Source organism: Actinomyces sp. 2119 (assembly GCF_003591215.1).
GTDB classification, from domain to species: Bacteria; Actinomycetota; Actinomycetes; order Actinomycetales; family Actinomycetaceae; genus Actinomyces; species Actinomyces lilanjuaniae.
Map to the genome: position 1 here is coordinate 353,036 of NZ_QYRR01000002.1, position 20,744 is coordinate 373,779.

The 20,744-nt window shown below is 69.1% G+C and carries 18 protein-coding genes; 16 read left to right on the forward strand and 2 right to left on the reverse strand.

Annotation, left to right across the window (positions count from 1 at the left end):
* The first annotated feature begins 154 nt into the window (after positions 1 to 154).
* Positions 155 to 1,087, forward strand: coding sequence for a phosphatase PAP2 family protein (locus D4740_RS03405; protein WP_259390639.1), 933 nt, complete (start codon positions 155 to 157; stop codon positions 1,085 to 1,087).
* Positions 1,088 to 1,293: 206 nt separating this feature from the next.
* On the opposite strand, the gene D4740_RS03410 is transcribed toward D4740_RS03405, so the two are convergent.
* Both D4740_RS03410 and D4740_RS03415 read right to left on the reverse strand, forming a co-directional pair.
* Positions 1,294 to 2,868: a HAMP domain-containing sensor histidine kinase gene (locus D4740_RS03410; RefSeq protein WP_310732064.1), complete on the reverse strand. Its 1,575-nt coding sequence runs from the start codon at positions 2,866 to 2,868 to the stop codon at positions 1,294 to 1,296.
* Positions 2,869 to 2,995: 127 nt separating this feature from the next.
* Positions 2,996 to 3,814, reverse strand: a complete 819-nt coding sequence (locus D4740_RS03415; RefSeq protein ID WP_243106795.1) for a response regulator transcription factor — start codon at positions 3,812 to 3,814, stop codon at positions 2,996 to 2,998.
* 448 nt (positions 3,815 to 4,262) lie between these two features.
* Between D4740_RS03415 and D4740_RS03420 the strand changes: the two genes are divergently transcribed.
* The 15 genes from D4740_RS03420 (at position 4,263) to D4740_RS03490 (ending at position 20,681) form a co-directional block, all read left to right on the forward strand.
* Positions 4,263 to 5,615: a PAS domain S-box protein gene (locus tag D4740_RS03420; protein ID WP_119835511.1), complete on the forward strand. Its 1,353-nt coding sequence runs from the start codon at positions 4,263 to 4,265 to the stop codon at positions 5,613 to 5,615.
* A gap of 125 nt (positions 5,616 to 5,740) precedes the next feature.
* A complete protein-coding gene (locus tag D4740_RS03425; protein WP_119835512.1) occupies positions 5,741 to 7,072 on the forward strand; it encodes a PAS domain-containing protein in 1,332 nt (443 codons plus the stop codon).
* Positions 7,073 to 7,403: 331 nt separating this feature from the next.
* Positions 7,404 to 10,499: a type I DNA topoisomerase gene (topA, locus tag D4740_RS03430; RefSeq protein WP_119835513.1), complete on the forward strand. Its 3,096-nt coding sequence runs from the start codon at positions 7,404 to 7,406 to the stop codon at positions 10,497 to 10,499.
* Between the two features lie 935 nt (positions 10,500 to 11,434).
* On the forward strand, positions 11,435 to 12,019 hold the full coding sequence (locus tag D4740_RS03435; protein ID WP_147392835.1) for a DUF3060 domain-containing protein: 585 nt from the start codon (positions 11,435 to 11,437) through the stop codon (positions 12,017 to 12,019).
* A gap of 167 nt (positions 12,020 to 12,186) precedes the next feature.
* Positions 12,187 to 12,963: a response regulator transcription factor gene (locus D4740_RS03440; protein ID WP_119835515.1), complete on the forward strand. Its 777-nt coding sequence runs from the start codon at positions 12,187 to 12,189 to the stop codon at positions 12,961 to 12,963.
* Positions 12,960 to 14,015 (forward strand): sensor histidine kinase KdpD, encoded by a 1,056-nt coding sequence (locus tag D4740_RS03445; RefSeq protein WP_259390640.1) that lies wholly within the window; start codon positions 12,960 to 12,962, stop codon positions 14,013 to 14,015. The genes D4740_RS03440 and D4740_RS03445 overlap by 4 nt, the downstream gene beginning before the upstream one ends.
* A gap of 175 nt (positions 14,016 to 14,190) precedes the next feature.
* The gene (locus D4740_RS03450; protein WP_119835516.1) at positions 14,191 to 15,483 is read left to right on the forward strand and encodes an OmpA family protein; all 1,293 of its coding nucleotides are present in this window, start codon (positions 14,191 to 14,193) and stop codon (positions 15,481 to 15,483) included.
* Positions 15,484 to 15,540: 57 nt separating this feature from the next.
* The gene (locus D4740_RS12830; RefSeq protein ID WP_182911328.1) at positions 15,541 to 16,263 is read left to right on the forward strand and encodes a DUF3060 domain-containing protein; all 723 of its coding nucleotides are present in this window, start codon (positions 15,541 to 15,543) and stop codon (positions 16,261 to 16,263) included.
* Between the two features lie 114 nt (positions 16,264 to 16,377).
* A complete protein-coding gene (locus tag D4740_RS03465) occupies positions 16,378 to 16,800 on the forward strand; it encodes a GntR family transcriptional regulator (protein WP_119835519.1) in 423 nt (140 codons plus the stop codon).
* Positions 16,800 to 17,165, forward strand: coding sequence for an ATP-binding cassette domain-containing protein (locus D4740_RS03470; protein WP_243106792.1), 366 nt, complete (start codon positions 16,800 to 16,802; stop codon positions 17,163 to 17,165). Before D4740_RS03465 ends, D4740_RS03470 begins: the two co-directional genes overlap by 1 nt.
* Entirely contained in the window at positions 17,149 to 17,340 is a 192-nt protein-coding gene (locus tag D4740_RS13165) for a hypothetical protein (RefSeq protein ID WP_243106790.1), read from the forward strand. Before D4740_RS03470 ends, D4740_RS13165 begins: the two co-directional genes overlap by 17 nt.
* 40 nt (positions 17,341 to 17,380) lie before the next feature.
* The gene (locus D4740_RS03475; protein WP_119835520.1) at positions 17,381 to 17,590 is read left to right on the forward strand and encodes a hypothetical protein; all 210 of its coding nucleotides are present in this window, start codon (positions 17,381 to 17,383) and stop codon (positions 17,588 to 17,590) included.
* Positions 17,591 to 17,666: 76 nt separating this feature from the next.
* Complete coding sequence (locus D4740_RS12835) at positions 17,667 to 18,701, forward strand: hypothetical protein (protein ID WP_182911329.1); 1,035 nt, start codon at positions 17,667 to 17,669, stop codon at positions 18,699 to 18,701.
* A 49-nt stretch (positions 18,702 to 18,750) separates the two neighbouring features.
* Positions 18,751 to 19,446, forward strand: coding sequence for a dTMP kinase (gene tmk, locus D4740_RS03485; protein WP_243106788.1), 696 nt, complete (start codon positions 18,751 to 18,753; stop codon positions 19,444 to 19,446).
* Positions 19,443 to 20,681, forward strand: coding sequence for a DNA polymerase III subunit delta' (locus D4740_RS03490; RefSeq protein ID WP_119835632.1), 1,239 nt, complete (start codon positions 19,443 to 19,445; stop codon positions 20,679 to 20,681). The genes tmk and D4740_RS03490 overlap by 4 nt, the downstream gene beginning before the upstream one ends.
* The last annotated feature ends 63 nt before the right edge of the window (positions 20,682 to 20,744 follow it).

The window sequence follows — 20,744 nt, forward strand, 5'->3', positions numbered from 1 at the left end:
GTCGTGTCGTGGCGCCACCGTGAGCACTTCCGCAGTGGAATCGCTGGGACCTACCAGGAGCTCTCCCGGTCACTGCCTCTACCATCGCTCGGTGATGATGAGCTCCCGGACTACTCCAGGCAGGGCGGCACCCCCAGGTGTTACAGCGCCAGGTGTGCGCGGGCGGGCGTTGCTGCTGGTGTCGTGCTGCCTGGTGGGGGTGCTCGCGCTGTGGTGGCTGTTTGTGGGTACCTATACCGGCCAGCGTCTGGAAGCGGCCGCCCTGGAGGGCTCTGAGATCGGCTCCCACTACGTCTCCGACCAGGCTCGCGCTCTCCTGTCCACGGTCTCCATGCCCGCAGCGGTGGTCCTGGTAGCGGTGATCCTCCTTGTCGGCTGGCTGCGTGGCAGCCACCGCCGTGCCCTGTGGGCGGTGGTCGCTGTGGTCGGGGCGAACCTGAGCACCCAGGTCATCAAGCAGTGGGTCCTATGGCGTCCCGACTATGACATTACCGCGCGCTGGGACAACGCGAATACCCTGCCCTCGGGGCACACGACCATGGCGGCCTCAGCCGCCGTGGCCCTGGTGCTGCTCGCCGGGACCCGCTGGCGCACGGCTGCGGCCTGGGTGGGGGCTGGCGCCACGGCGGCCATGGGGTACTCCACCCTGGTGTGCCAGTGGCACCGGCCCTCCGACGTGCTCTCGGCCGTGCTGGTAGCCGTCGCCTGGGGCGCGGTGGCGGTCGCCGCGGGAGCATGGCAGGGCGGTGACCGCGACCCGGACGGGCACGGTGGTCAGCATGACGGTGGTCAGCACGGTGGTCAGCATGGCAGCGGCCACAGCGACGGGGATCGTGACGAGGGTGCTGGCGGTGAGGCAGCCGCAGCCAGGGGCTCGCAGCAGCTGTGGAACACCGTGCTCACGGTCGCAGGAGCCGTGGGCTGTGCTGGTGCCGGTCTCCTGGAGATGTGGGTGTGGTCGCGCAGCGCCGCCCCGCTGACCCGGTGGGACCTCTTTGCCGCCTATACCGCAGGATCGGTGGCGACTGTCGCAGTGTCCTGCCTCGCTCTGGGCGCTCTGGTCGGCCTGAGTGGCTGGCGGCGATAGGTAGGACGGGGTAGGAGCCGAGCCGGACCGCAGACATCCTCAGCAGCAACAACTACCAAGTCTCATAACGGACCGAATCCTTATAGAGGACTGACCTGCCGGTCGCCCTGTGAGAATCCGGTCACTCTGCGAGGAACCGGTACATCCCGGCGTCGGCTGCGATATCCGTGGCAGCCTTCGCGTTCTTGACAGGACTGGCCGGGCGGTTACCGGACCTCGACGGCAGGCAGACTGATGGCGAAGGTGGTGCCGTGGTGCTCGGGGTCCTCCTGTCGGGTCGCTGACTCCACGGTCAGCGTCCCCTGGTGCGACTGCACGATAGCCAGGGCGATCGACATCCCAAGGCCGGTGGAGCCGGTACGACGCTCACGGGAGGTGTCGCCGCGGGCAAAGCGCTCGAAGAGGCGCTCACGCAGGGCAGGTTCGATACCGGGCCCGTTGTCGGCAATCCGCACCACCAGGTGGTTGTCGTGGCGCAGCAGGGTCGTGGTGACCCGTGTCCCCGGCGGGGTGTGCACGCGGGCGTTGGCCAGGAGGTTGACCAGGACCTGGCGCAGCCGGGGCTCGTCTCCCATTACCAGCGGCGGCTCGGGGACAAACTCCTCCTCGGGCTCGGGCTCCTGGCCCTCACAGCCCTGGGGGATCCCGGAGCCGTTCTGCGCGGCCCGATCACTGTTCCCCGCAGGAGGCTCCAGCGCCTCCAGGACCAGCTCCCAGTCGTGGTCGGGGCCTGCAGCGCGCGCGTCGGCTACGGTGTCCACCAGGAGACCGACCAGGTCCACCTCCGTGAGGACCAGCCCGCGTCCCGCGTCCAGGCTGGCCAGCAGCAGCAGGTCCTCCACCAGGGCCGTCATCCTCAGGGACTCCGAGTGCACCCGCTGCAGGGCGTGCTCAGCCTCCTCGGGCAGGTTCGCGTCAGCGCCCTCGCGCTGGATCAGCTCGGTGTAGCCGCGGATGGAGGCCAGGGGCGTGCGCAGCTCGTGGGAGGCGTCGGCCACGAACTGGCGCACCTGCGTCTCCGAGCGCTGGCGGGCGCCCAGGGCGTCCTCAACCCGGTCCAGCAGCGTGTTCAGGGCGGTCCCCACCTGGCTGACCTCCGTGGAGGAGACCAGGTCCTCAGCGGGCACGCGCTCGTCGATGGAGACCTCACCGCGCTCCAGCGGCTGGGAGGCCACGTGCTGGGCGGTGACAGCCACCCGTTCCAAGGGTGCCAGGGAGGACCTGACCATGCTCCTCCCGGCCAGGGCGATCACAAGGGCACCCACCAGCGCGATCCCGGCCTCGATGAGCAGCTGGGTGCGCACCAGCCTGTTGTCGTCCTCCATGGACAGGCCGGTGACGACGACAGCGCCGGAGTCGTCCTTGCTGGCCACGACCCGGTAGTCACCCAGAGAGGTAATGCTGACCGTCATGGGGTGACCATCGGTACGAACTGGCAGCAGGTCAGCATGGGCTTGTGGGGACAGGCTGACATAGTGGCCCTCGGCATCGATATAGGTGGCGCTGCTCACGGATCCCGAGGTGATAATGACGGTCAGCGTCCCCGTGGACTGGCCTGCGGCGTCCAGTCCCGGGGCCACCTCCTCGGTGCTGCCGACGTCAGGGTACTGGGGCGGGCCCGCCGGTCCCTGTTCCAGGCCGTTGCGGCGGTTCGCGGCCCGCTCGGAGGCGGCAGCCAGCTTGTCGTCGAGGTGTTCGGTCAGTGTGTAGCGCAGGGTCAGCGTGGAGAAGGCGCTCATGAGGGCGGCAGTGACAAGGACAAGGCCGAGCACGCTGAGCACGAGTGTCGTACGCAGGCTGCGCAGCCGTCGTGGGCGCGGCAGAGGTGAGGAAGGGGTCTGGTCGTCCTGCCCGGCAGGGCCAGGTGGCTTGGGCGGTATCCCGGGGGGTGCTGCCGTCACGGGGGTCTCAGAGGCTCCCGCCCGAGGAGCCTGCCGGGCCCTGAGATGCGGCGCCTGCGGCCGTGGCGGGTTCCTGGGAGTGTCTCGCAGCGGCTGGTGCGTCAGCGGCGGGCTTGAGCACGTAACCAACGCCTCGCATCGTGTGGATCATGGGGTCCCTCCCCTTGTCGATCTTGCGTCGCAGGTAGGAGATGTAGAGTTCGACGATGTTTGCCTGCCCGCCGAAGTCGTAGTTCCAGACGCGGTCCAGGATCTGTGGCTTGGACAGGACGCGGCGCGGGTTGCGCATGAGGTAGCGTAGCAGCTCGAACTCGGTGGCAGTGAGGTGAATCTCATCCTCGCCCCGCCAGACCTCGTGGGAGTCCTCGTTCATGCGCAGGTCGCCGACCTCCAGCAGGGAAGCGGGTTTCTCCTCGCTGGCTCCCGACCGGCGCAGCAGGGCGCGCAGCCGTGCCACGACCTCCTCCAGGGAGAAGGGCTTGGTCACGTAGTCGTCACCCCCGGCGGTCAGTCCAGCCACCCGGTCGGAGACGGCGTCCTTGGCCGTCAGGAAGAGAACGGGTACCCCGGGAGTGTGTCCGTGGACGCGGCGCATGACTTCCAGCCCGTCGAAGTCGGGCAGCATGACGTCGAGGACGATGACGTCCGGCTGGATCTCCTGGGCCGTCCTGACCGCCGCCGTCCCCGTGCCGGCTGTGGTGACCTCCCAGCCCTCATAGCGCAGGGCGCTCGCCAGCAGGTCGGCCAGCATCTGCTCGTCGTCGACCACGAGGACGCGCACAGGCGACCCGTCCGGGCGCGTGAGGGGCTCAGGGGTGGTGCTCATGCTGCTAATTCCAGCATAAGGCTGCTGGATTCTTTCGAGTTGCCGCCTGGGAGAAGCCTGTGTTATCAGGTTGGGACCACAAACACCCACATGCCTTGGCGGTGTATGAAATGCTGGACCGGTTGCGCCGTGCGACCGATCGTCCTGGTGCCAGAAACCAGGGCACATGTCGAGCGGGGCAGCGTCCGGGTGGCCGCGTCCGCGAGGTGATCCGGTTCTGGTACAAAGAATCAAAGTAGTGTCGGGGCGGAGCCCGTGGTGCGCGCCCCTATACCTGCTTCTGTCGTGCTGGGCCGCCGTGCCAGGCTGTGGTCCTGCTGTTCTATCAGGGCTATGGCAGCGTAGTCTCTTGTACCTGACCGGGTCGCGTCCCGGCTGCGTGGTACGTGAACCAGCGCTACCACCGGCTGCGGCCCGCCATCCTTATAACTACGCTACCAGGAGAGTCATGGAATACGTCGATGGCAACGAGCGCCGCTTCGGTGCCGAGGACCTGTTCTTCTCGACCACGGACGCCAAGGGCGTTATCCGCAGGACAAACCGGGTATTTAACTCGCTGTCCCGCTACAGCTCTGAGGAGCTGGTCGGCGCTCCGCACAACATCATCCGCCATGACGACATGCCCGCAGGCGCCTTCAGGCTGATGTGGGACGAGCTGGAGGCAGGGCGGCCAGCATGCGTCTATGTCCTGAACAGAGCCAAGGACGGGCTAGACTACTGGGTCTTTGCCACGGTCGTCCCCCTTGCCGACGGCTACCTCTCGGTGCGGGTCCGCCCCAGCAACCACGCGCTGTTCACCCCGGTTAGGGAGATGTACGCCCGGGTCCGTGCCGCAGAGCGTGAGTACGCTGACCAGGGGCACAGCCGTCGTGAGGTGGCTGACCGTGGTGCCACCTTGATGTCTGAGGAGCTCAGCCAGGCGCAGTTCCGCGGCCTGTACTCCTTTGCCAGGGCAGCCCTGCCGAGAGAGCTGGCCCTGCTCGTGGTCGAGGGCGTGCGTGTACCCCGCCGCACGGAGTCGGACAGCCCCATGTCCACCATCTTGTCGGCCATGGCGGTCATTGAGCGGGACACCGACGAGCTGATCTACCAGCTCAACGAGTACCAGGAGCTCATTAACGGCCTGGGGGCCTGGGCGACGAGTGTCCGCTCGGTCATCGACCGGGCTAACCGCGTGGGGGCGCTGGTAGGGGAGGTAACCAGCCCGGACCAGGACTCCTCCGTGCCGACTGTCTCAGAGCGGGTCAGGGAGCGTAGTGCGCAGGCCGTGGAGGTTCTCCAGCAGCTGAACTCCTCGCTGGTGGCCCTCTACGAGGTCGCCTCCGAGGTGCGCTTCCGCTCCTCGATGATGCGTCTGCACACCTTGATGACGGGGATCTTCGCCGCCGCGGTCCTGGACGAGACGGAGGTCGACTCCGCCGACGCCATCAGTGACCTAGCTGAGGCGCTCCTGGTGGACCTTGAGCCGCTTGCGCCGTCCTGCCAGAACGCGGCCGACCTCGCTGAGCGCCTGGACGCGGACCTGCGGTCGGTGGTCAGCAACCTCGACCGGGTCAAGCGTCCGTTCCAGCGCTGGATCCGGGCGCTCCAGGACGAGGGTGCCCAGGCCCTGGCTGAGGGCGTGGACGCTGCTGCTGTGCTCCAGGAGGCGGTCGAGCTCGGGGAGCAGGGCTTCCCCGAGACTGCCTCCCTGGCCGAGTTGGCAGCGAAGGCGCGCGGGGTCGTCGTGACCCTGGACGAGCCTCTTATCCGTGAGCGTGTCTCCACGGTTCGCCAGGCCCTGGCGCAGATGGGGGGATAGCCGCTGCCGAGGGTGACCGCCAAGGCCGGGGCACGTCATGCAGTGCCGGGGTCCTGGCGGTGCCAGGGCGGGGCGTAGCGGCTCCCCGCTGAGCGTCATGTTCCACTGACCGGAAGAGAGCACCCATGGAATCGCAGATCGGATACGAGCGGCTGTTCGACCCGCAGGACATCTTTTTCTCGACGACGGACCTTAGAGGCGTCATCCAGAACACTAACAGGACCTTTGACGTCCTCTCCCGCTACTCGCGTGAGCGCCTTATCGGGTCACCTCACAATATCGTACGGCACCTGGATATGCCTGCGGGTCTGTTCCGGCTCATGTGGGACGACCTCCAGGCGGGCAGGCCCGTGTGCGCCTATGTCATCAACCGGGCGGTGGACGGCCTGGACTACCGGGTCTTTGCCACAGTAGTTCCCCTGCGTGACGGGTTCCTCTCGGTGCGGATCAAGCCGATGGACGCGAGCACCCGGACCCAGGTGGAGGAGGCCTATCGGCGTGTGCGGGCCAAGGAGCGCGAGCTGGCCGCCCGTGCAGCCTCACGGCGGCAGATCGGCGAGTACGGTGCCCAGGAGCTGTCCACCGAGCTCGCCGCTCTGGGGTTCGGCTCCCTGTACGAGATGACCGAGGCCACTCTCCCCCGCGAGGTGGCGGCGCTGGTGGCTGCGGGGGTACGTGTTCCTGCCGCGGCCCCGGACGTGCTGGGGCCGGTGGCTCGTATCCTCAGCACCGTGGCCGTGATCGAGCGGGAGACCAACGCCCTGGTCTACGAGCTTGACGAGTACATGCGGCTCATTGTCGCCATGGAGGCGGCTCACGACTCCATCTCGGCGGCCCGGGGGCGGATCATGCGTATCGGTCAGCTGGTCTCCCAGGACGGAGGGGGCGGTGCGCGTACCCGGGCTCAGTCCCTGGCTGAGCGGATCAGTGAGCTGTCCGGTACCGCGGGCAGCGAGCTCGGCGGGCTGCCCCGGCGCCTGCGCTCCATGCACGAGGCGGTCACGCAGCTGCGCTTCGCCGTAGCCCTGATGCGGCTGCTGACCCTCATGGTGGGGCGGTTCGCCCAGTCCATCCTGGACGGTTCGGAGGAGGACGCCGTCCGCTCGCTGAGGGACCTGTGCGAGGCCCTGGAGTCGGGGGTCGCGGGCCTGGGGCCTGTTCTGCGCAGCGTGAGCACCCAGGTCGGCGAGCTGGACGACGCCCTGCGCGTGGTTACCTCCAGCCTCGACCGTGCTGCCCGCCGCCTGGGCCAGTGGGTGGATGCCCGTGGCGGCAACGGGGTCTCCGGCTCCCCCGTGGTGGACGAGGTCGCCTCCCTGGCGTCCCAGGGATTCCCTGAGGTGCGGTCTCTCGCCCAGCTTGCCGCGGAGTGCCGGGGACTGGGCCTGCCCTACGACGAGACCGCGACCACACAGAGGCTCGCCACGATCCGTGGCGCGTTGTCGGAGCTGTCCTGACGGCTGGCTGACCTGGTCTGGGCGTGTAGTTCCCGGCGTGGCGGCAGGTGCGGTCCGCAGCAGCCGTGGTTCCCACGGCCTCTCCACGACCCCACGACCTCTCCACAACGACGTGGCTGCTGCGAGGTACCAGCGGCCGCAATACGTTACAGTCAGCTGGGAGGGGGTCGTCCCTGTCGGTTCCCGACCGGCTCCCAGACGTCTGGGACGCGTAGGCGTGCCTGGTTGTGCGGCTGATGCACAACGGGGTACAGGCGTGTCCTGGCTGAGGGCTTGCCAGTCGGTCTGTCTCGCCACCACCCGTCACGCCCGCCTGTGAGGAAGGTCGCCCGTGTCCACCAAGCTCGTCATCGTGGAGTCCCCCAACAAGGTGCGTTCTATCGCCGGGTACCTCGGGGAGGACTTCGACGTCGAGGCCTCCGTGGGTCACATTCGTGATTTGCCGCAGCCCTCCGAGCTGCCCGCCGCTATGAAGAAAGGGCCCTACGGCAAGTTCGCCGTGGACGTGGAGGACGGCTTCACCCCCTACTACGTCGTCAACCCGGACAAGAAAAAGACAGTCGCCCAGCTCCGGAAGGCGCTCAAGGAGGCTGACGAGCTCTACCTGGCCACGGACGACGACCGGGAGGGTGAGGCAATCGCCTGGCATCTCCTGGAGGTGCTCAAGCCCACGATCCCGGTCAGGCGCATGACCTTCACGGAGATCACCCGCGAGGCGGTGGCCCGCGCCCTGGACAGCACGCGTGACCTGGACACCCACCGGGTGGACGCCCAGGAGACCAGGCGCATCCTGGACCGGCTGGTCGGCTATGAGGTCAGCCCGGTCCTGTGGCGCAAGGTCAGGGCGGGGCTGTCGGCCGGGCGGGTCCAGTCCGTGGCGACCCGCCTGGTGGTGGAGCGTGAGCGCGAGCGGATGGCCTTTACCTCGGCCTCCTACTGGGGGGTGGAAGCTGAGCTGAGCACCGTGCTGCCCGGGAGCCCGGATACCCCCGAGGCGGCTGCGCCGTCCCAGCAGGAGTCCCAGGACCAGCACGACTCCGTCTTCTCTGCCCGTCTGACGACACTGGACGGGCGGAGGGTGGCGACCGGACGCGACTTCAACGACGACGGCCAGCTGCGGCCGGCTGCGCTGAAGGCCTCTGTGGTCCACCTGCACCAGGCGGGAGCGGCTGCTGTCGCCGAGGCGGTCGGTCGCGGGCAGCCGCGGGTAGCCTCTGTCGAGGACAAGCCGTACAAGCGCCGTCCTGCTGCTCCGTTCACCACCTCGACCCTCCAGCAGGAGGCCTCACGCAAGCTGCGGATGAATCCCCGTGAGACGATGCGTGTGGCCCAGGGACTGTATGAGAACGGCTTTATCACCTACATGCGTACTGACTCGACGGTGCTGTCCTCCCAGGCTGTGGAGGCGGCCCGGGCGCAGGTGGCCGAGCTCTACGGCTCCCAGTACCTCCCGCAGCGCCCCAGGGTCTACGCCTCCCGGGCCAAGGGTGCTCAGGAGGCGCACGAGGCGATCCGTCCCGCTGGTGACCACTTCCGCACCCCGGCCCAGGTCAGTGGTGACCTCAGCGGCGCCCAGTTCCGTCTCTACGAGCTGATCTGGAGGCGTACCGTGGCCTCCCAGATGGCTGACGCCGTCGGCTCTACCGCGACGGTGACTGTTGAGGTGCCCCTGACCCCAGCGGCGGGTAGTTCCCGGGACGCCGGGCCGACGTTCTCAGTAGCGGGGCTAAGCGCCTCGGGCACGGTCATTACCTTCCGTGGCTTCTTGGCAGCCTACGAGGAGGGGCGTGACGCTGAGCGCTATGAGGACTCCTCCGGGGCTGGCAAGGCCGATGCGGGCAAGGACGTGCGCTTGCCCGCCATGACGGAGGGACAGGAGCTCGCTGCCCTTAGGGCTGAGGCCTCTGGGCACGAGACCACCCCACCTCCCCGCTACACGGAGGCCTCCCTGGTCAAGGCCCTGGAGGAGCGCGAGATCGGGCGTCCCTCTACCTACGCCTCGATCATGTCGACGATCTCTGACCGCGGCTACGTGGACCACCGCGGTCAGGCCCTGGTGCCCACGTGGCTGGCCTTCTCCGTCACCCGCCTGCTGGAGGAGAACTTTGCCGAGCTCGTCGACTACGACTTCACTGCCTCCATGGAGAGGGACCTGGACCGGATCGCCGCTGGCGAGGAGGACCGGGTGGCCTGGCTGTCCCGCTTCTACAACGGCTCGCAGGGGAACAGCGGCGCTGCGGGTGCTGAGGGTACTGCAGGCCCCGGGGGCGATGAGGATGCTGGAGGTACTGAGGGCACTGGGAGCACGGAGCTGACGCTCCACGGTCTCAGAGGTCTGGTCGCCGGGCTGGGGGAGATTGACGCGCGGGCGGTGAACTCTATTGACCTCGGTGAGGGTGTCACCTTGCGCGTGGGGCGTTACGGCCCTTACCTGGAGGACGCTGAGGGTAGGCGGGCGAACGTGCCTGCCGATGTCGCCCCCGACGAGCTCAGCCTGGATAAGGCGCGCGAGCTGTTCGCCCGCGCTGCCGACGACGGCCGCGAGCTGGGGGTCGACCCGTCCACAGGCCACATGATCATCGCCAAGGACGGCCGCTACGGACCTTACGTGACCGAGGTCCTGCCTGATCCTAGGGAGGAGGGCGCCGACAGCGCGGTGGCGACGGGCGCGGGCAGCCAGGGCGGTGAGGCTACTGACCCCGCCGGGGCTGCGACGTCGTCTGCTAGGTCGGCCAGGGCGTCCCAGACCTCAAGGAAGGCGAGGACGGCGAGGCCCAAGCCGCGTACGGCGAGCCTGCTGAGGTCGATGGACCTGGCCACGGTCACCCTGGAGCAGGCCCTCGACCTGCTCAGTCTGCCTCGGGTGGTGGGGCAGGACCCGGAGTCCGGGGAGGACATCACTGCGCAGAACGGCCGCTACGGCCCCTACTTGAAGAAGGGCTCGGACTCGCGGTCCCTGGAGACCGAGGAGCAGATCTTCTCCGTCACCCTGGAGCAGGCCCTGGAGCTGTTCTCCCAGCCCAAGCGTCGTCGGGGGCAGTCCGCTGCGCGGCCTCCTCTGCGTGACCTGGGCACGGACCCGGCCACGGGGCGCCCTGTCGTCATCAAGGACGGCCGCTTCGGGCCGTACTTCACCGACGGGGAGACCAACGTGACTCTGCGCCGGGGGGACGACCCGGCCACGGTCATCGCCGAGCGCGCCTACGAGCTGCTGGCTGAGAAGCGGGCCAAGGGGCCTGCCAAGAAGCGCGCCACCCGTAAGACGAGTACCGGCAGGACGGGTGCCAGCAAGGCCAGCGCCCGCAGGACGGCGGGAGGCACGGCTGGGACGCGTAAGGCCGCAGGCGGTGGGACGACGTCAAAGACCGCCAGCAGCAGGGGGACCAGCACCGGGACGGCCAGCACTGACGGAACCGGTCAGAGCTAGGAAGGCTGGTACCGCCTGAGGTGGGGCGGTGCGCCGAAATGTACCAGCTACTGAAAGGTACATGTACCAAATCCTCAGAGAACGACTGGCACGTTGGTCGTCTGTGAGGAATTGGTCGTTTTCGAGGAGTCGGTCCCGGGGAGTGTTTACCTGTCAGGGCTGTTCCAGCCTGTCCTCCAGCCCAGTGGTCGTCGTGGGTGTGGGGCAGGTCGGCCGCACCGAGGCGGCCTCTCTCGGGCACGAGGCCAGCGGTCGGCGTGGGCGTGGGGCAGTTGGCGGCCTCCACACCGTGTAGCGGGCATGTAGCGGTCGTCGTGGGTGTGGGCCAGGTATAGTTGTTATGCCTGTTCCAGGTGGGGTGGAGTGACGGGGGTTTGCCTGGCGCGGTTCAGGCCTGGGTGGAGACCGTCAAGCACAGGTGGAGCGGTGTGAGCCAGGCTCACAGGCCCGGGGCAGGAGCGCTTCGGCAAGGAGTTCCCCCGGAGGGGTGCCAGGCTCACACGCCCGAGGCGGGAGCACTAGCGCGCCTGCGTGCAACTGAGGCGGGTCACGCGTTCAGGGCACGAGGCTACTGGTCGGCCTGCGGCTCGGTCACGACTGGTCGGGCACGACGCTCGGGGTGGGAGACTGTCAGGGTGAACTGGAATGAAATCGGCTCCTGTTGACGTCTTTCGGCCTGGCGAGATTCGTGGCAGCCTACCTTGTACGATTCCCGCTGAAGTGGAATTCACTTAATGGATATCCAGCCTCCACCCAGAAAATGCGACGGAAAGCACAGTATAAGGTCTTCTGGTCGAGGCGTGGTTTCCGGCTGTTGTCCTGTCGCTGATCTGCGACAGGCTCGCGACGCGGCCGCGTCACGCGGTCACTAGGCTTCACAGCGACAGCGCGGTGAGTGTTCCCGCTGCGGTGAGCGTCCCTGGAAAGGAATCCCTGTGCGTGCTTCTTGCTCTTCTCGTGTCTCTCGATACCTGCTGGCCCCTGCCGCAGCTCTTGTGCTGGGGCTGTCCCTGACGGCCTGCTCGGTGTCGGTCGGCGGCTCCGATGGCGGTGGGGCTGACTCTGCAGGTTCTGGTGACGCTACCACCACCGAGGCGGCGCAGGGCCAGGACGGCTCCAGCGGCTCCGACAACGCCAGCAGCTCGGCAGACTCTGAGGGCGACGCTGGCTCGGGCACCTCCGACAGCGACACCTCCGACATCACCGATCCTGGCTGGCAGGACGCCATCAGCAACGGGACCAGGCAGACCGTCTCCGGCTCCTACGCCGTCTCGGGGTCGGGGGAGAGTTTCAACCTCGTGGGTGACCTCGACGGTGAGCTGGGCGTCCTGGGCTCTGAAGTCACGGTTGCTGCGGAGAACGTGGGCACCCTGGCCGTTGCGGGCAGTGACGTCACCGTCTACGTGCGCAGCGTCAGCACGGTCATGATCACTGGCTCTGACGTCAAGGTCTACTGGCTCAGCGGCACTCCGGACGTCACCGACATGGGCTCCGGCAACGTCGCCACCCAGATCGGCTAGGACTGAGGTAGTCCAGCTCCTGCGCTGCCCCTGGCGGCGCTGGCGCCCGGCCTGGTCAACGCCCCCGGTCGCTGCGGTCGGCGTCACGGGGGTGGTGTCAGTGGCTGGGGCTGAGGTTGCCGAGCGCCCCCAGGACTCACCGAGCACCACCGAGGAGGATCGCGCCCATGTCAGCGCCCACCCCTGTCCCGTCCGCTCCGCAGTCGGTTGCGTCCGCGACTTCTGCGGCCCCCACGGCCCCCACGGCCACCGTCCTGCTCGTCGATGACGAGTCAGCCATCCGCCGCTCGCTGGGCCCCTACCTGGAGCGCAGCGGCTACCGGGTGCTCCTGGCCTCCGACGGGGTAGAGGCGCTGGACCTTCTTGCGGCCCGCGACGTGGATATCGTGGTCTCCGACGTCCTCATGCCCCGTATGGACGGTCGCGAGCTGGTCCGCCGGATCCGGGCGGGCGGGACCTGGACCCCGATCATCCTCCTCACCCAGGTGGACGCCTCCTACGAGCGGGTCTCCGCGCTGGACGACGGTGCCGACGACTATCTGTCCAAGCCCTTCGACCCGGCCGAGCTGGCCTCGCGCATCCGGGCGGTGCTGCGCCGCACCCAGGGGAGCACCCAGCCGCTGACCTCCGCTGCGCGCCTGGTGGCTGGGGACCTGGTGCTGGAGCGAGCCTCCCGGCGGGTGACGCTCGCGGGCAGGGAGCTGTCGCTGACCCCCAAGGCGACCATGCTCCTGGACTACCTCATGAGCCACCCCGGGGAGCTGCACACTCGTGAGGCCCTGCTGGCGGCCCTGTGGGGGATCGACTTCGCCGCCTCGACGCGGGCGGTGGATCACCGTGTCCGCGAGATCCGCAAGATCCTGGGGGACGCGGCTGGGCAGCCCACCTACATCGAGACCGTTCCCTCGGTGGGGTACCGGTTTCGCGCCAGGGTCCACGCGTGAGGGGCTCCCTGCCCGCGCCTGGGCCTGACGGCTCCCAGGCGGTGGCTGCCGTGCCAGCTGTGTCGACCACGTCGGAGCCGCCGGGTGCGCCAGGTGCCTCCAGGGCCACGGGTGGGAACGCCCCCTCGCGCAGGCCCTGGCTCGTGGCCTGGAGCCTGGCTGTGCTCGTCGTGGTCGTGACGACAGGAGCCGCGTTCCTGACTGTTCCGCACACCACTATGACCCTGACTGCGACGCTGCCGCTGCTGGTGCTCGAGACGGGTACGGTCTTGCTGGCCTCGGCCCTGGTCGTGGTCCTGGTGCGCTGGCGCCTGCGCGTCGCCGGTGAGCGCGCGCGGCGCCAGGCCCAGGAGGAGGCCTGGGCGCAGCACCAGCAGTTCCTGCGGCGCCTGGACCACGAGCTGAAGAACCCCCTGACCGCCGTGCGGGCGGCTGTGGCCGACCTCCCCCAGATCATGCCCGCCGACCTGCCAGCCCGGGCCGACGTGGTGGACGCCCAGGCGCGCCGTATGGGCCGTCTTGTCGCCGACCTGCGCAAGCTGGCCGACCTGGAGACCCTGCCCCTGGCCCTGGAGGACGTGGACCTGGCGGAGACCGTCCAGGACGCTGTCCAGGCCGTCGCCGAGGAGGCCGCCTCCAGGAACCAGGCGGTCCGTATGCGCGTGGACCTGCCCCAGGTCCCCTGGCCCCTGCCCCACGTGCGCGGCGACGGCGACCTGCTCTACTCAGCGATCTACAACGTGGTGTCCAATGCCGCGAAGTACACCTCCTCAGGGGGCACCGTTGAGGTCCGAGGCCGGGAGGAGGCGGGCGCGGTAGCGATCGAAGTGGCTGACACCGGTATCGGCGTGCCCCCGGCGGACCTGCCCGTGGTGTGGAGCGAGTTGGCGCGCGCGGGCAACGCCCGCGGCCTGCCCGGCTCCGGCCTGGGCCTGCCGCTGGTGGCCACGATCCTGCGACGCCACGGTGGGCAGGCGAGGATGACCTCCCGGCAGGGGGTAGGGACCCGGGTGTGGCTCTCCCTCCCGGTAGCGGGGCCGCCACCAGGCTGAGGGTGCGACCGCCTGGCCGCCGCAGGGCCGGGAGCGGGCGGACAAGGCAGCGCTCCCGGCGCGAGGAGAGCGTCCGGTCCCGTCTCCCCGGGGCCAGCGGGTGCCGGGCAGGCTGTCGCGAGGCTGCGACAGCACGGAGACGACAGGGCGATAACGGGACCCTAGAGTCCTCCTCATGACACACCACTTCCCCGTACGGCGCCCGGCCGCCCTGGTCTGCGCCATCCTTGCTACCGTCTCCCTGGCTGCCTGCTCCCTGGACATCGGCGGGTCCGGCTCCGGTGGCAGCGGCTCCGAGGGCGACACCGGCTCTGGCCCCCAGTCGGCGGCCCAGGAGCCGCGGGGCTTGGCAGGCTCATCGGCGTCCTCCCAGGCGTCTGCGGAAGGGTCAGCCTCGCCCGTCCCCGGAGGGGAGAATGCGGTATCCGGCTACGCCGTCGGGGAGATCCCGCCCGTCCCCATGTTCACGCTGCCCGACCTCAGCCTGCTCACCGAGTCCTCTGACGTGTTCACCCCCGACCTGACCCAGGAGGTCGACTCAGTCCCCGGGGTGAGTGTGGGGCCTGCCCGCTGCGAGGAGCCGGGTGTGCTGGCCTCGGGCTCGGGGCACACCGTGCTGGGTGGTGACGGCTCCGCGGTCACTTCCTCCGAGGGCTCCTCCACGACCAACAACGGCGACGGCTCGGGGGCGTACTCTGACCCCACGGTGACGATCACCAACAACGGTGACGGCTCGGGCACGTACTCTGACCCTACGGTGACGATCACCAGCAACGGTGACGGGTCGGGGACCTACTCCGACCCCACCCTGTCCGTGACGGTCAACGGGGACGGGTCAGGAACTTATGCGGACGCCGGGGTGACGATCACCAACAACGGCGACGGGTCGGGCACGTACTCTGATCCCACGGTGACGATCACCAACAACGGGGACGGCTCCGGTACGTACTCCGACGCCACCTTGTCCATCACCAACAGCGGCGACGGGACCGCTCTGGTCGCCAGCCCCACTGCCACCCTCACCGTGGACGCTGACCCGCTGCCCCAGGTGGGCAAGGTCGGCTCCTTCCCCTCGATCGACGCCATCCAGCCGGTGACCTCCTGCGGGACGCTCATCACCCTGGAGGACAGGGTTCTCTTCGACTTTGGCTCCTCCGAGGTCCGCGATGACGCCTCCCAGACCCTGGGCAACCTGGCTGAGGTGCTGACCAGCTCGGGCGCCCCGGCTATCCAGGTCCACGGTCACACTGACTCCGTGTCGGACGAGGCCTTCAACCAGACCCTGTCTGAGGAGCGCGCCCAGGCTGTCGTTGAGGAGCTGGCTAGCCAGGGTGTGACCGCCTCCATGGAGGCCACCGGCTACGGGGAGACCCAGCCGGTCGCGTCCAACGAGAACGAGGACGGCTCGGACAACCCGGCGGGGCGCCAGCTCAACCGCCGCGTGGAGGTCTTCATCCCCGCTTTCTGAGCCTGGCTGGCGGGCTGTCCCTTGCCGTCCCTGATCTGACCTGAACCGGAGTTTGTTGTGAACCTTGTGACCCGTTTCCGTCCTGTCCTGGCTGCTGGCGCCGCTGCGGCCTGCGTGGCCCTGAGCCTGGGAGCCTGCTCGATCTCTGTGTCCTCGCCGGGAGGAGGTGACAGCTCGTCACAGTCCTCCCAGCCGACCCAGGCAGACACCGACGCCAAGGCTACGCAGAGCAGCGAGGCCGCTGAGACCAGTACCGAGGCGTCTCCTCGCTCTGCCGAGGCCGAGGAGTCTCAGCAGGACGAGCCGACGTCCCAGGCCTCTGAGGTCCAGGTGCACAGCAGCGCGGACGCGTCTGAGCAGGAGGGGACTGACGCGGTGCCCGGTGCCCGGGACGAGGAGGAGGCAGAGGTGGGCTTGGGCTCCGCCGACCGCCCGGGCGCCTCGGCGACCATTACCGACTCGGACTGGTTGTTTGAGGAGGGGTTTGTTGACAAGACGGTGAGGTGCGACAACGGTCCGCTGTTGCTGAGCCAGCGGTCCGAGGAGGTGCGTGTCACGGGTGACTGCACCACCCTGACGGTTACGGGGGCGTACACGGTGGCGATTGCCGAGTACGCCGACACGGTGGTGATCAACGGTGACGGTATCGAGGTCTACGTGCGCGATGTCAACCGGGTAGTCGTCAGTGGCAGTTACAGCACCGTGGTCTGGGCGGGTCGGACCCCCATCATTGAGGACACCGGCTCCGGCACGGAGGCTCGTCCTGCGGAGAGCGACTGACCTCCTGCCCGGCTGTGCCCTGCCAGCCGGGCAGGTGCGAGCGCCCAGGGCGGCCCTGACTTGACCCGCTTCCGTTCATACTGTCTATAGTGTCTATGTACGGAAGGGGGTGTCATGCCGCTGACGGTTGTCCTGTCGAACACGGCGGGGGTTCCGATCTACGAGCAGATCGCCCAGCAGGTACGTGACGCGATCCTGACCGGGCGGGTCGAGGCCGACGAGGCCCTGCCCTCCATCCGGGCGCTGGCCCGGGACCTGCGCGTCAGCGTCATCACCACCACGCGGGCCTACTCCGACCTGGTGGCCGAGGGCTTCCTTGCCAACGTCCCTGGCAAGGGGTACTTCGCCCTGCCTCGTAACTCCGAGCTCGTGCACGAGCAGGTCCTGCGGGAGGTGGAGGAGCACCTCGACCGCGCGGTCGAGCGGGCCCGCCTGGTCGGGCTCAGCAGCGAGGAGCTGCACACCATGCTCGACACCGTCATGACGACATCCCAGGCCCCCGGTGGGGAGCCGGGAGAGAGCGCGAAGGAGAGCTAGTGAACCCCATTGAGGTCACTCACCTGACCAAGCACTACCCAGGCTTCAGCCTGGACGACGTCACCTTCTCGGTGCCGCAGGGCTACATCACCGGGTTTGTCGGCGCCAATGGCTCGGGCAAGACCACGACGATCAAGGCTGTCCTGGGCATGGCCCTCCCGGACTCCGGCACGGCTGCCTGCCTGCCGCACGAGCGTGTCGGTGTCGTCTTCGACACCGCGCCGTACCACGCTGAGTGGCGGGTGAGGGATGTCGAGAGCGCCCTGACGCCCTTCTACCCCACCTGGAACCGTGAGGTCTTCGCCCGGGAGCTGGCTGCAGCCCGGCTGGACCCGCTCCGGAAGGTCGGTGCGGGGCACCCCTGAGCACCTCACCGGTGCCGTGCGGCAGGTGAGCCTGGGCGTGCGCAGCACGTCGCTGGGCTGGGAGGCTCTCATGCCTGCCAGCGAGGCCGAGGCTCTGGCTGACCGGGCGGTCGTCGAGGCCCCCAGCATTGAGGAGCTCGCCGTCTACATCGCCAAGGGGGACCGTCGTGGCTGAGCCAGGAACGGCTAGCACGGGTGATCGCAGCAGCGCGGTCATGAGCACGGTGATGGCGGCGGTCCGCCTTGACCTGCGCCTGGTGCCGACGTGGTACCTGCCTCTGGTAGGGGTGGTGTACCTGCTGTGGGTGTGCGCTGGCTGGCTGGCCCGGCTCCTTGGGGAGGGGAGTTTTTCTTCTGACCAGAACCCGGTGACGAACCCGGTGGTGTGGTGTGCGGTGATGGTCTCCCAGTCTCCACCCAGGTGACCCTATATTGTCGTGATGGGCATGATGTTACTATCTCGGCCGTTTGCGTTCCCACCGGCATGAAAGGAGTGCCATCATGCACACACGTCGTCTGTACACACGCCGTCTCGTGGTCGCGGTAGCCGCCGCCATGCTCCTGCTGGGTCTGGTCCCTGCCAGCGTGGCGCAGGAGCCCCCGCCCTCCTCACCACGTCCCTCGGTGAGTGTCAGTACCCAGGTGACCCAGGTCGGCAGCTACGTGGCCTTCTCCGACAGGCTCTCCTGCGAGCCTGTCCCCGACGCCGAGGGGGCCGGTGAGGCCGGTGAGGCTGTCGTCCGCCTCGACGGTGAGGTCGTGGCCACCAGTAGCGTCGGTCAGCTGAGCGGGGGGTGGTTCGCCTCGGTCAAGGTTCCTGACCAGCCAGGGACCTACACCTACGAGGCCACCTGCTCCGGCCCCGGGGGCACCGTTACCTACGCCCCCCAGGAGGTCCGGGTCCTGCCTACCCGCCCCGAGGGCGTGAGTGCTCAGGTCGGAGAGCCTGTTCGCGAGGGGTGCACCGTGTCGGTGCCGGTGACCACCACCGGGGCCTACACCTTCCAGGCCAGGGTCTGGGACGACCAGACCCTGTTGGAGGAGACCACCTGGGACACCCAGGACGACACCACGACCCTCATCAGCTGGACCATCACGGGGCGCCCTGACCCCACGTTCCCTGACGACATCTTCTTCAGCGTGCTCGTCAACGGCAGCGTCAACGTCAACGAGGAGGAGCCACGGCGGGCAGGAGCCTCCGTGTCCTACCCGGACGAGGTCGCTGACCAGTGCTCTGCCGCCGTCCCTGTGACCGCCGCCCTGGTCGGGGACCCTGCCAGCCTGGGTGCGGGCCAGACGGTGACGGTCCAGGGGGAGGGGCTCCTCTCCGGCGAGGACGTGGACGTGGTCCTGGAGGAGACCGGCGAGCGTGTTGGCGGTGTCGCCACGGGCAGGACGCCGCGCAGCCGCACCGGGCAGGACCCCTACTCGGTCACGGCCACACTGCCTGACGACCTGGCCCCCGGCGACTACGTGCTGGTGGTCCAGGGAAGGACCTCGCAGCGCACGGCCCGGCTCCCCCTCACCGTGTCGTGACGGGGCCTGCTGCCTGCAGCCTCCCAGGCTCCCCGGCTACCCTGAGCGCGTGACCACCTCAGCCGACCGTAGCGTGCACAGTGACCGTGCCGGCTCCCGCCCCGGACTGTTCATCTCCTTCGAGGGGGCCGACGGCGTCGGCAAGACCACCCAGCTGACGCTCTTGGCCGACGCACTGACTGCGGCGGGGGTCGAGGTCGTCGTCACCCGGGAGCCGGGTGGCACCGAGCTCGGCTCCGACGTGCGCCGCCTCCTCCTGCACGGAGGCCACGTCGACCCGCGCGCGGAGGCCCTCCTCTACGCCGCGGACCGGGCGCACCACGTCGCCACGCTCGTGCGCCCCGCGCTGGAGTGCGGCGCCGTGGTGCTGACCGACCGCTATCTCGACTCCTCCGTGGCCTACCAGGGGGCTGCCCGCAGCCTGGGTCCCCACGAGCTGCGTGACCTGTCCCTGTGGGCCACCAGCGGGCTCCTGCCTGACTTGACGATCCTGCTCGACGCCGATCCCGACCTGGCCTCCCGCCGTACGCAGGATCGTGGGGAGGTCGACCGTGTGGAGCGCGAGGGCGCGAAGTTCCGTGCCGCGCTGCGGGAGCAGTTCCTTACCCTGGCCGCCTCCGAGCCCGAGCGCTTCACCATCGTCAACGCCGCCCGCAGCGTGGACGAGGTCGCCGAGGACGTCACCTCTGCCGTGTGGGGGCTGCTGGCCTCCAGCGGTCGCGCCAGCGGGGACGGGGCCGCATGAGCGTGTGGGACGACGTCGTCGGCCAGGAGGAGGTGGTGGGCGTCCTGTCGGCGGCCGCCCGGGCGGCCCGGTCCCTCGCCCACAGGCGCCAGGAGGCGGCTGCTGCGACCACCCCTGGCCGCGACGACGACCCGGATGCCGGAAACGCTGGCAACGCCGGGGACTCAGCCATGGCCCACGCCTGGTTGGTGACCGGGCCTCCCGGCTCGGGGCGCTCCAACGCGGCCAGGGCTTTTGCCGCCTCCCTCCAGTGCACCGGGCCGGTCCCCGGGTGCGGCCGATGCAAGCCCTGCCGTGACGTCATGGCGGGGTCCCACCCGGACGTGGTGCGCGTGGCCACGGAGAGGCTCATCATCACCATGGAGGAGGTTCGGGGCCTGGTCGGGGAGGCGCAGCGCCGTCCCTGGGCCGGCCGCTGGCGGGTGGTCCTCGTGGAGGACGCGGACCGCATGGCGGAGCGGACCACCAACGTGCTGCTGAAGTCCGTGGAGGAGCCCCCGCCGCAGACCGTGTGGCTGCTGTGTACGCCCAGCGCCGACGACGTCTTGCCCACTATCCGTTCCCGCTGTCGGCTGGTGACCCTGCGGGTCCCCTCGACGCAGGCGGTCGCCGAGCTCCTCGTGCGCCGTGACGGCGCCGACCCGCAGCTGGCGCAGCAGGCGGCACGGGCCAGCCAGTCCCACATCGGGGTGGCCCGTCACCTGGCCACGGACCCTGGCGCGTGGGAGCGCCGCCACCGGCTGCTCATGTCGCCGGTGTCGCTGCGCAGCGTTGGTGACGCGGTCCTGGCGGCCGCCTCCTTGGTGGAGGCGGCCGAGACGGAGGCCAAGGAGGCTACGGCTGAGCGTGACGCCCGGGAGAGAGCCGAGCTGGCCCGTGCCCTGGGGCTGGAGGAGGGAGGCAAGATTCCTCCAGCCCTGCGTGCCCAGGTGCGCCAGCTGGAGGAGGACCAGAAGCGGCGCGCCCGTCGGGCACGTACCGACGTACTGGACCGGGCCATGACTGACCTGCTGTCCTTCTACCGGGACGTGCTCGCCATCCAGCTGGGTAGCGACGTGGAGCGTGTCAATATCGACCTGGCGGACACGGTGGACCAGGTGGCCCGCACCACCGGTGCCCAGCAGTCCCTGGCGCGGATCGCCGCTATCGAGGAGTGCCGCTCCCGCCTGGGCTCCAGCGCTGCTCCGCTGCTAGCGGTGGAGGCCCTCATGGTCCAGCTGCGCCCCCAGGCCTGAGTGCGCCGTCCTGGTCCAGGATCGCGCTCGAACCGCCTGACCCTGAGGAGATCTGGGAGAGGT

What these genes read in the sequence shown, in the direction of transcription:
- D4740_RS03490 (WP_119835632.1), top strand. Translation starts at nt 19,443, where the DNA reads ATGAGCGTGTGGGACGACGTCGTCGGCCAGGAGGAGGTGGTGGGCGTC.
- D4740_RS03420 (WP_119835511.1), top strand. Translation starts at nt 4,263, where the DNA reads ATGGAATACGTCGATGGCAACGAGCGCCGCTTCGGTGCCGAGGACCTG.
- D4740_RS03475 (WP_119835520.1), top strand. Translation starts at nt 17,381, where the DNA reads ATGAGCACGGTGATGGCGGCGGTCCGCCTTGACCTGCGCCTGGTGCCG.
- D4740_RS03450 (WP_119835516.1), top strand. Translation starts at nt 14,191, where the DNA reads ATGACACACCACTTCCCCGTACGGCGCCCGGCCGCCCTGGTCTGCGCC.
- D4740_RS03425 (WP_119835512.1), top strand. Translation starts at nt 5,741, where the DNA reads ATGGAATCGCAGATCGGATACGAGCGGCTGTTCGACCCGCAGGACATC.
- D4740_RS03415 (WP_243106795.1), bottom strand. Translation starts at nt 3,814, where the DNA reads ATGAGCACCACCCCTGAGCCCCTCACGCGCCCGGACGGGTCGCCTGTG.
- D4740_RS03440 (WP_119835515.1), top strand. Translation starts at nt 12,187, where the DNA reads ATGTCAGCGCCCACCCCTGTCCCGTCCGCTCCGCAGTCGGTTGCGTCC.
- D4740_RS12835 (WP_182911329.1), top strand. Translation starts at nt 17,667, where the DNA reads ATGCACACACGTCGTCTGTACACACGCCGTCTCGTGGTCGCGGTAGCC.
- D4740_RS03465 (WP_119835519.1), top strand. Translation starts at nt 16,378, where the DNA reads ATGCCGCTGACGGTTGTCCTGTCGAACACGGCGGGGGTTCCGATCTAC.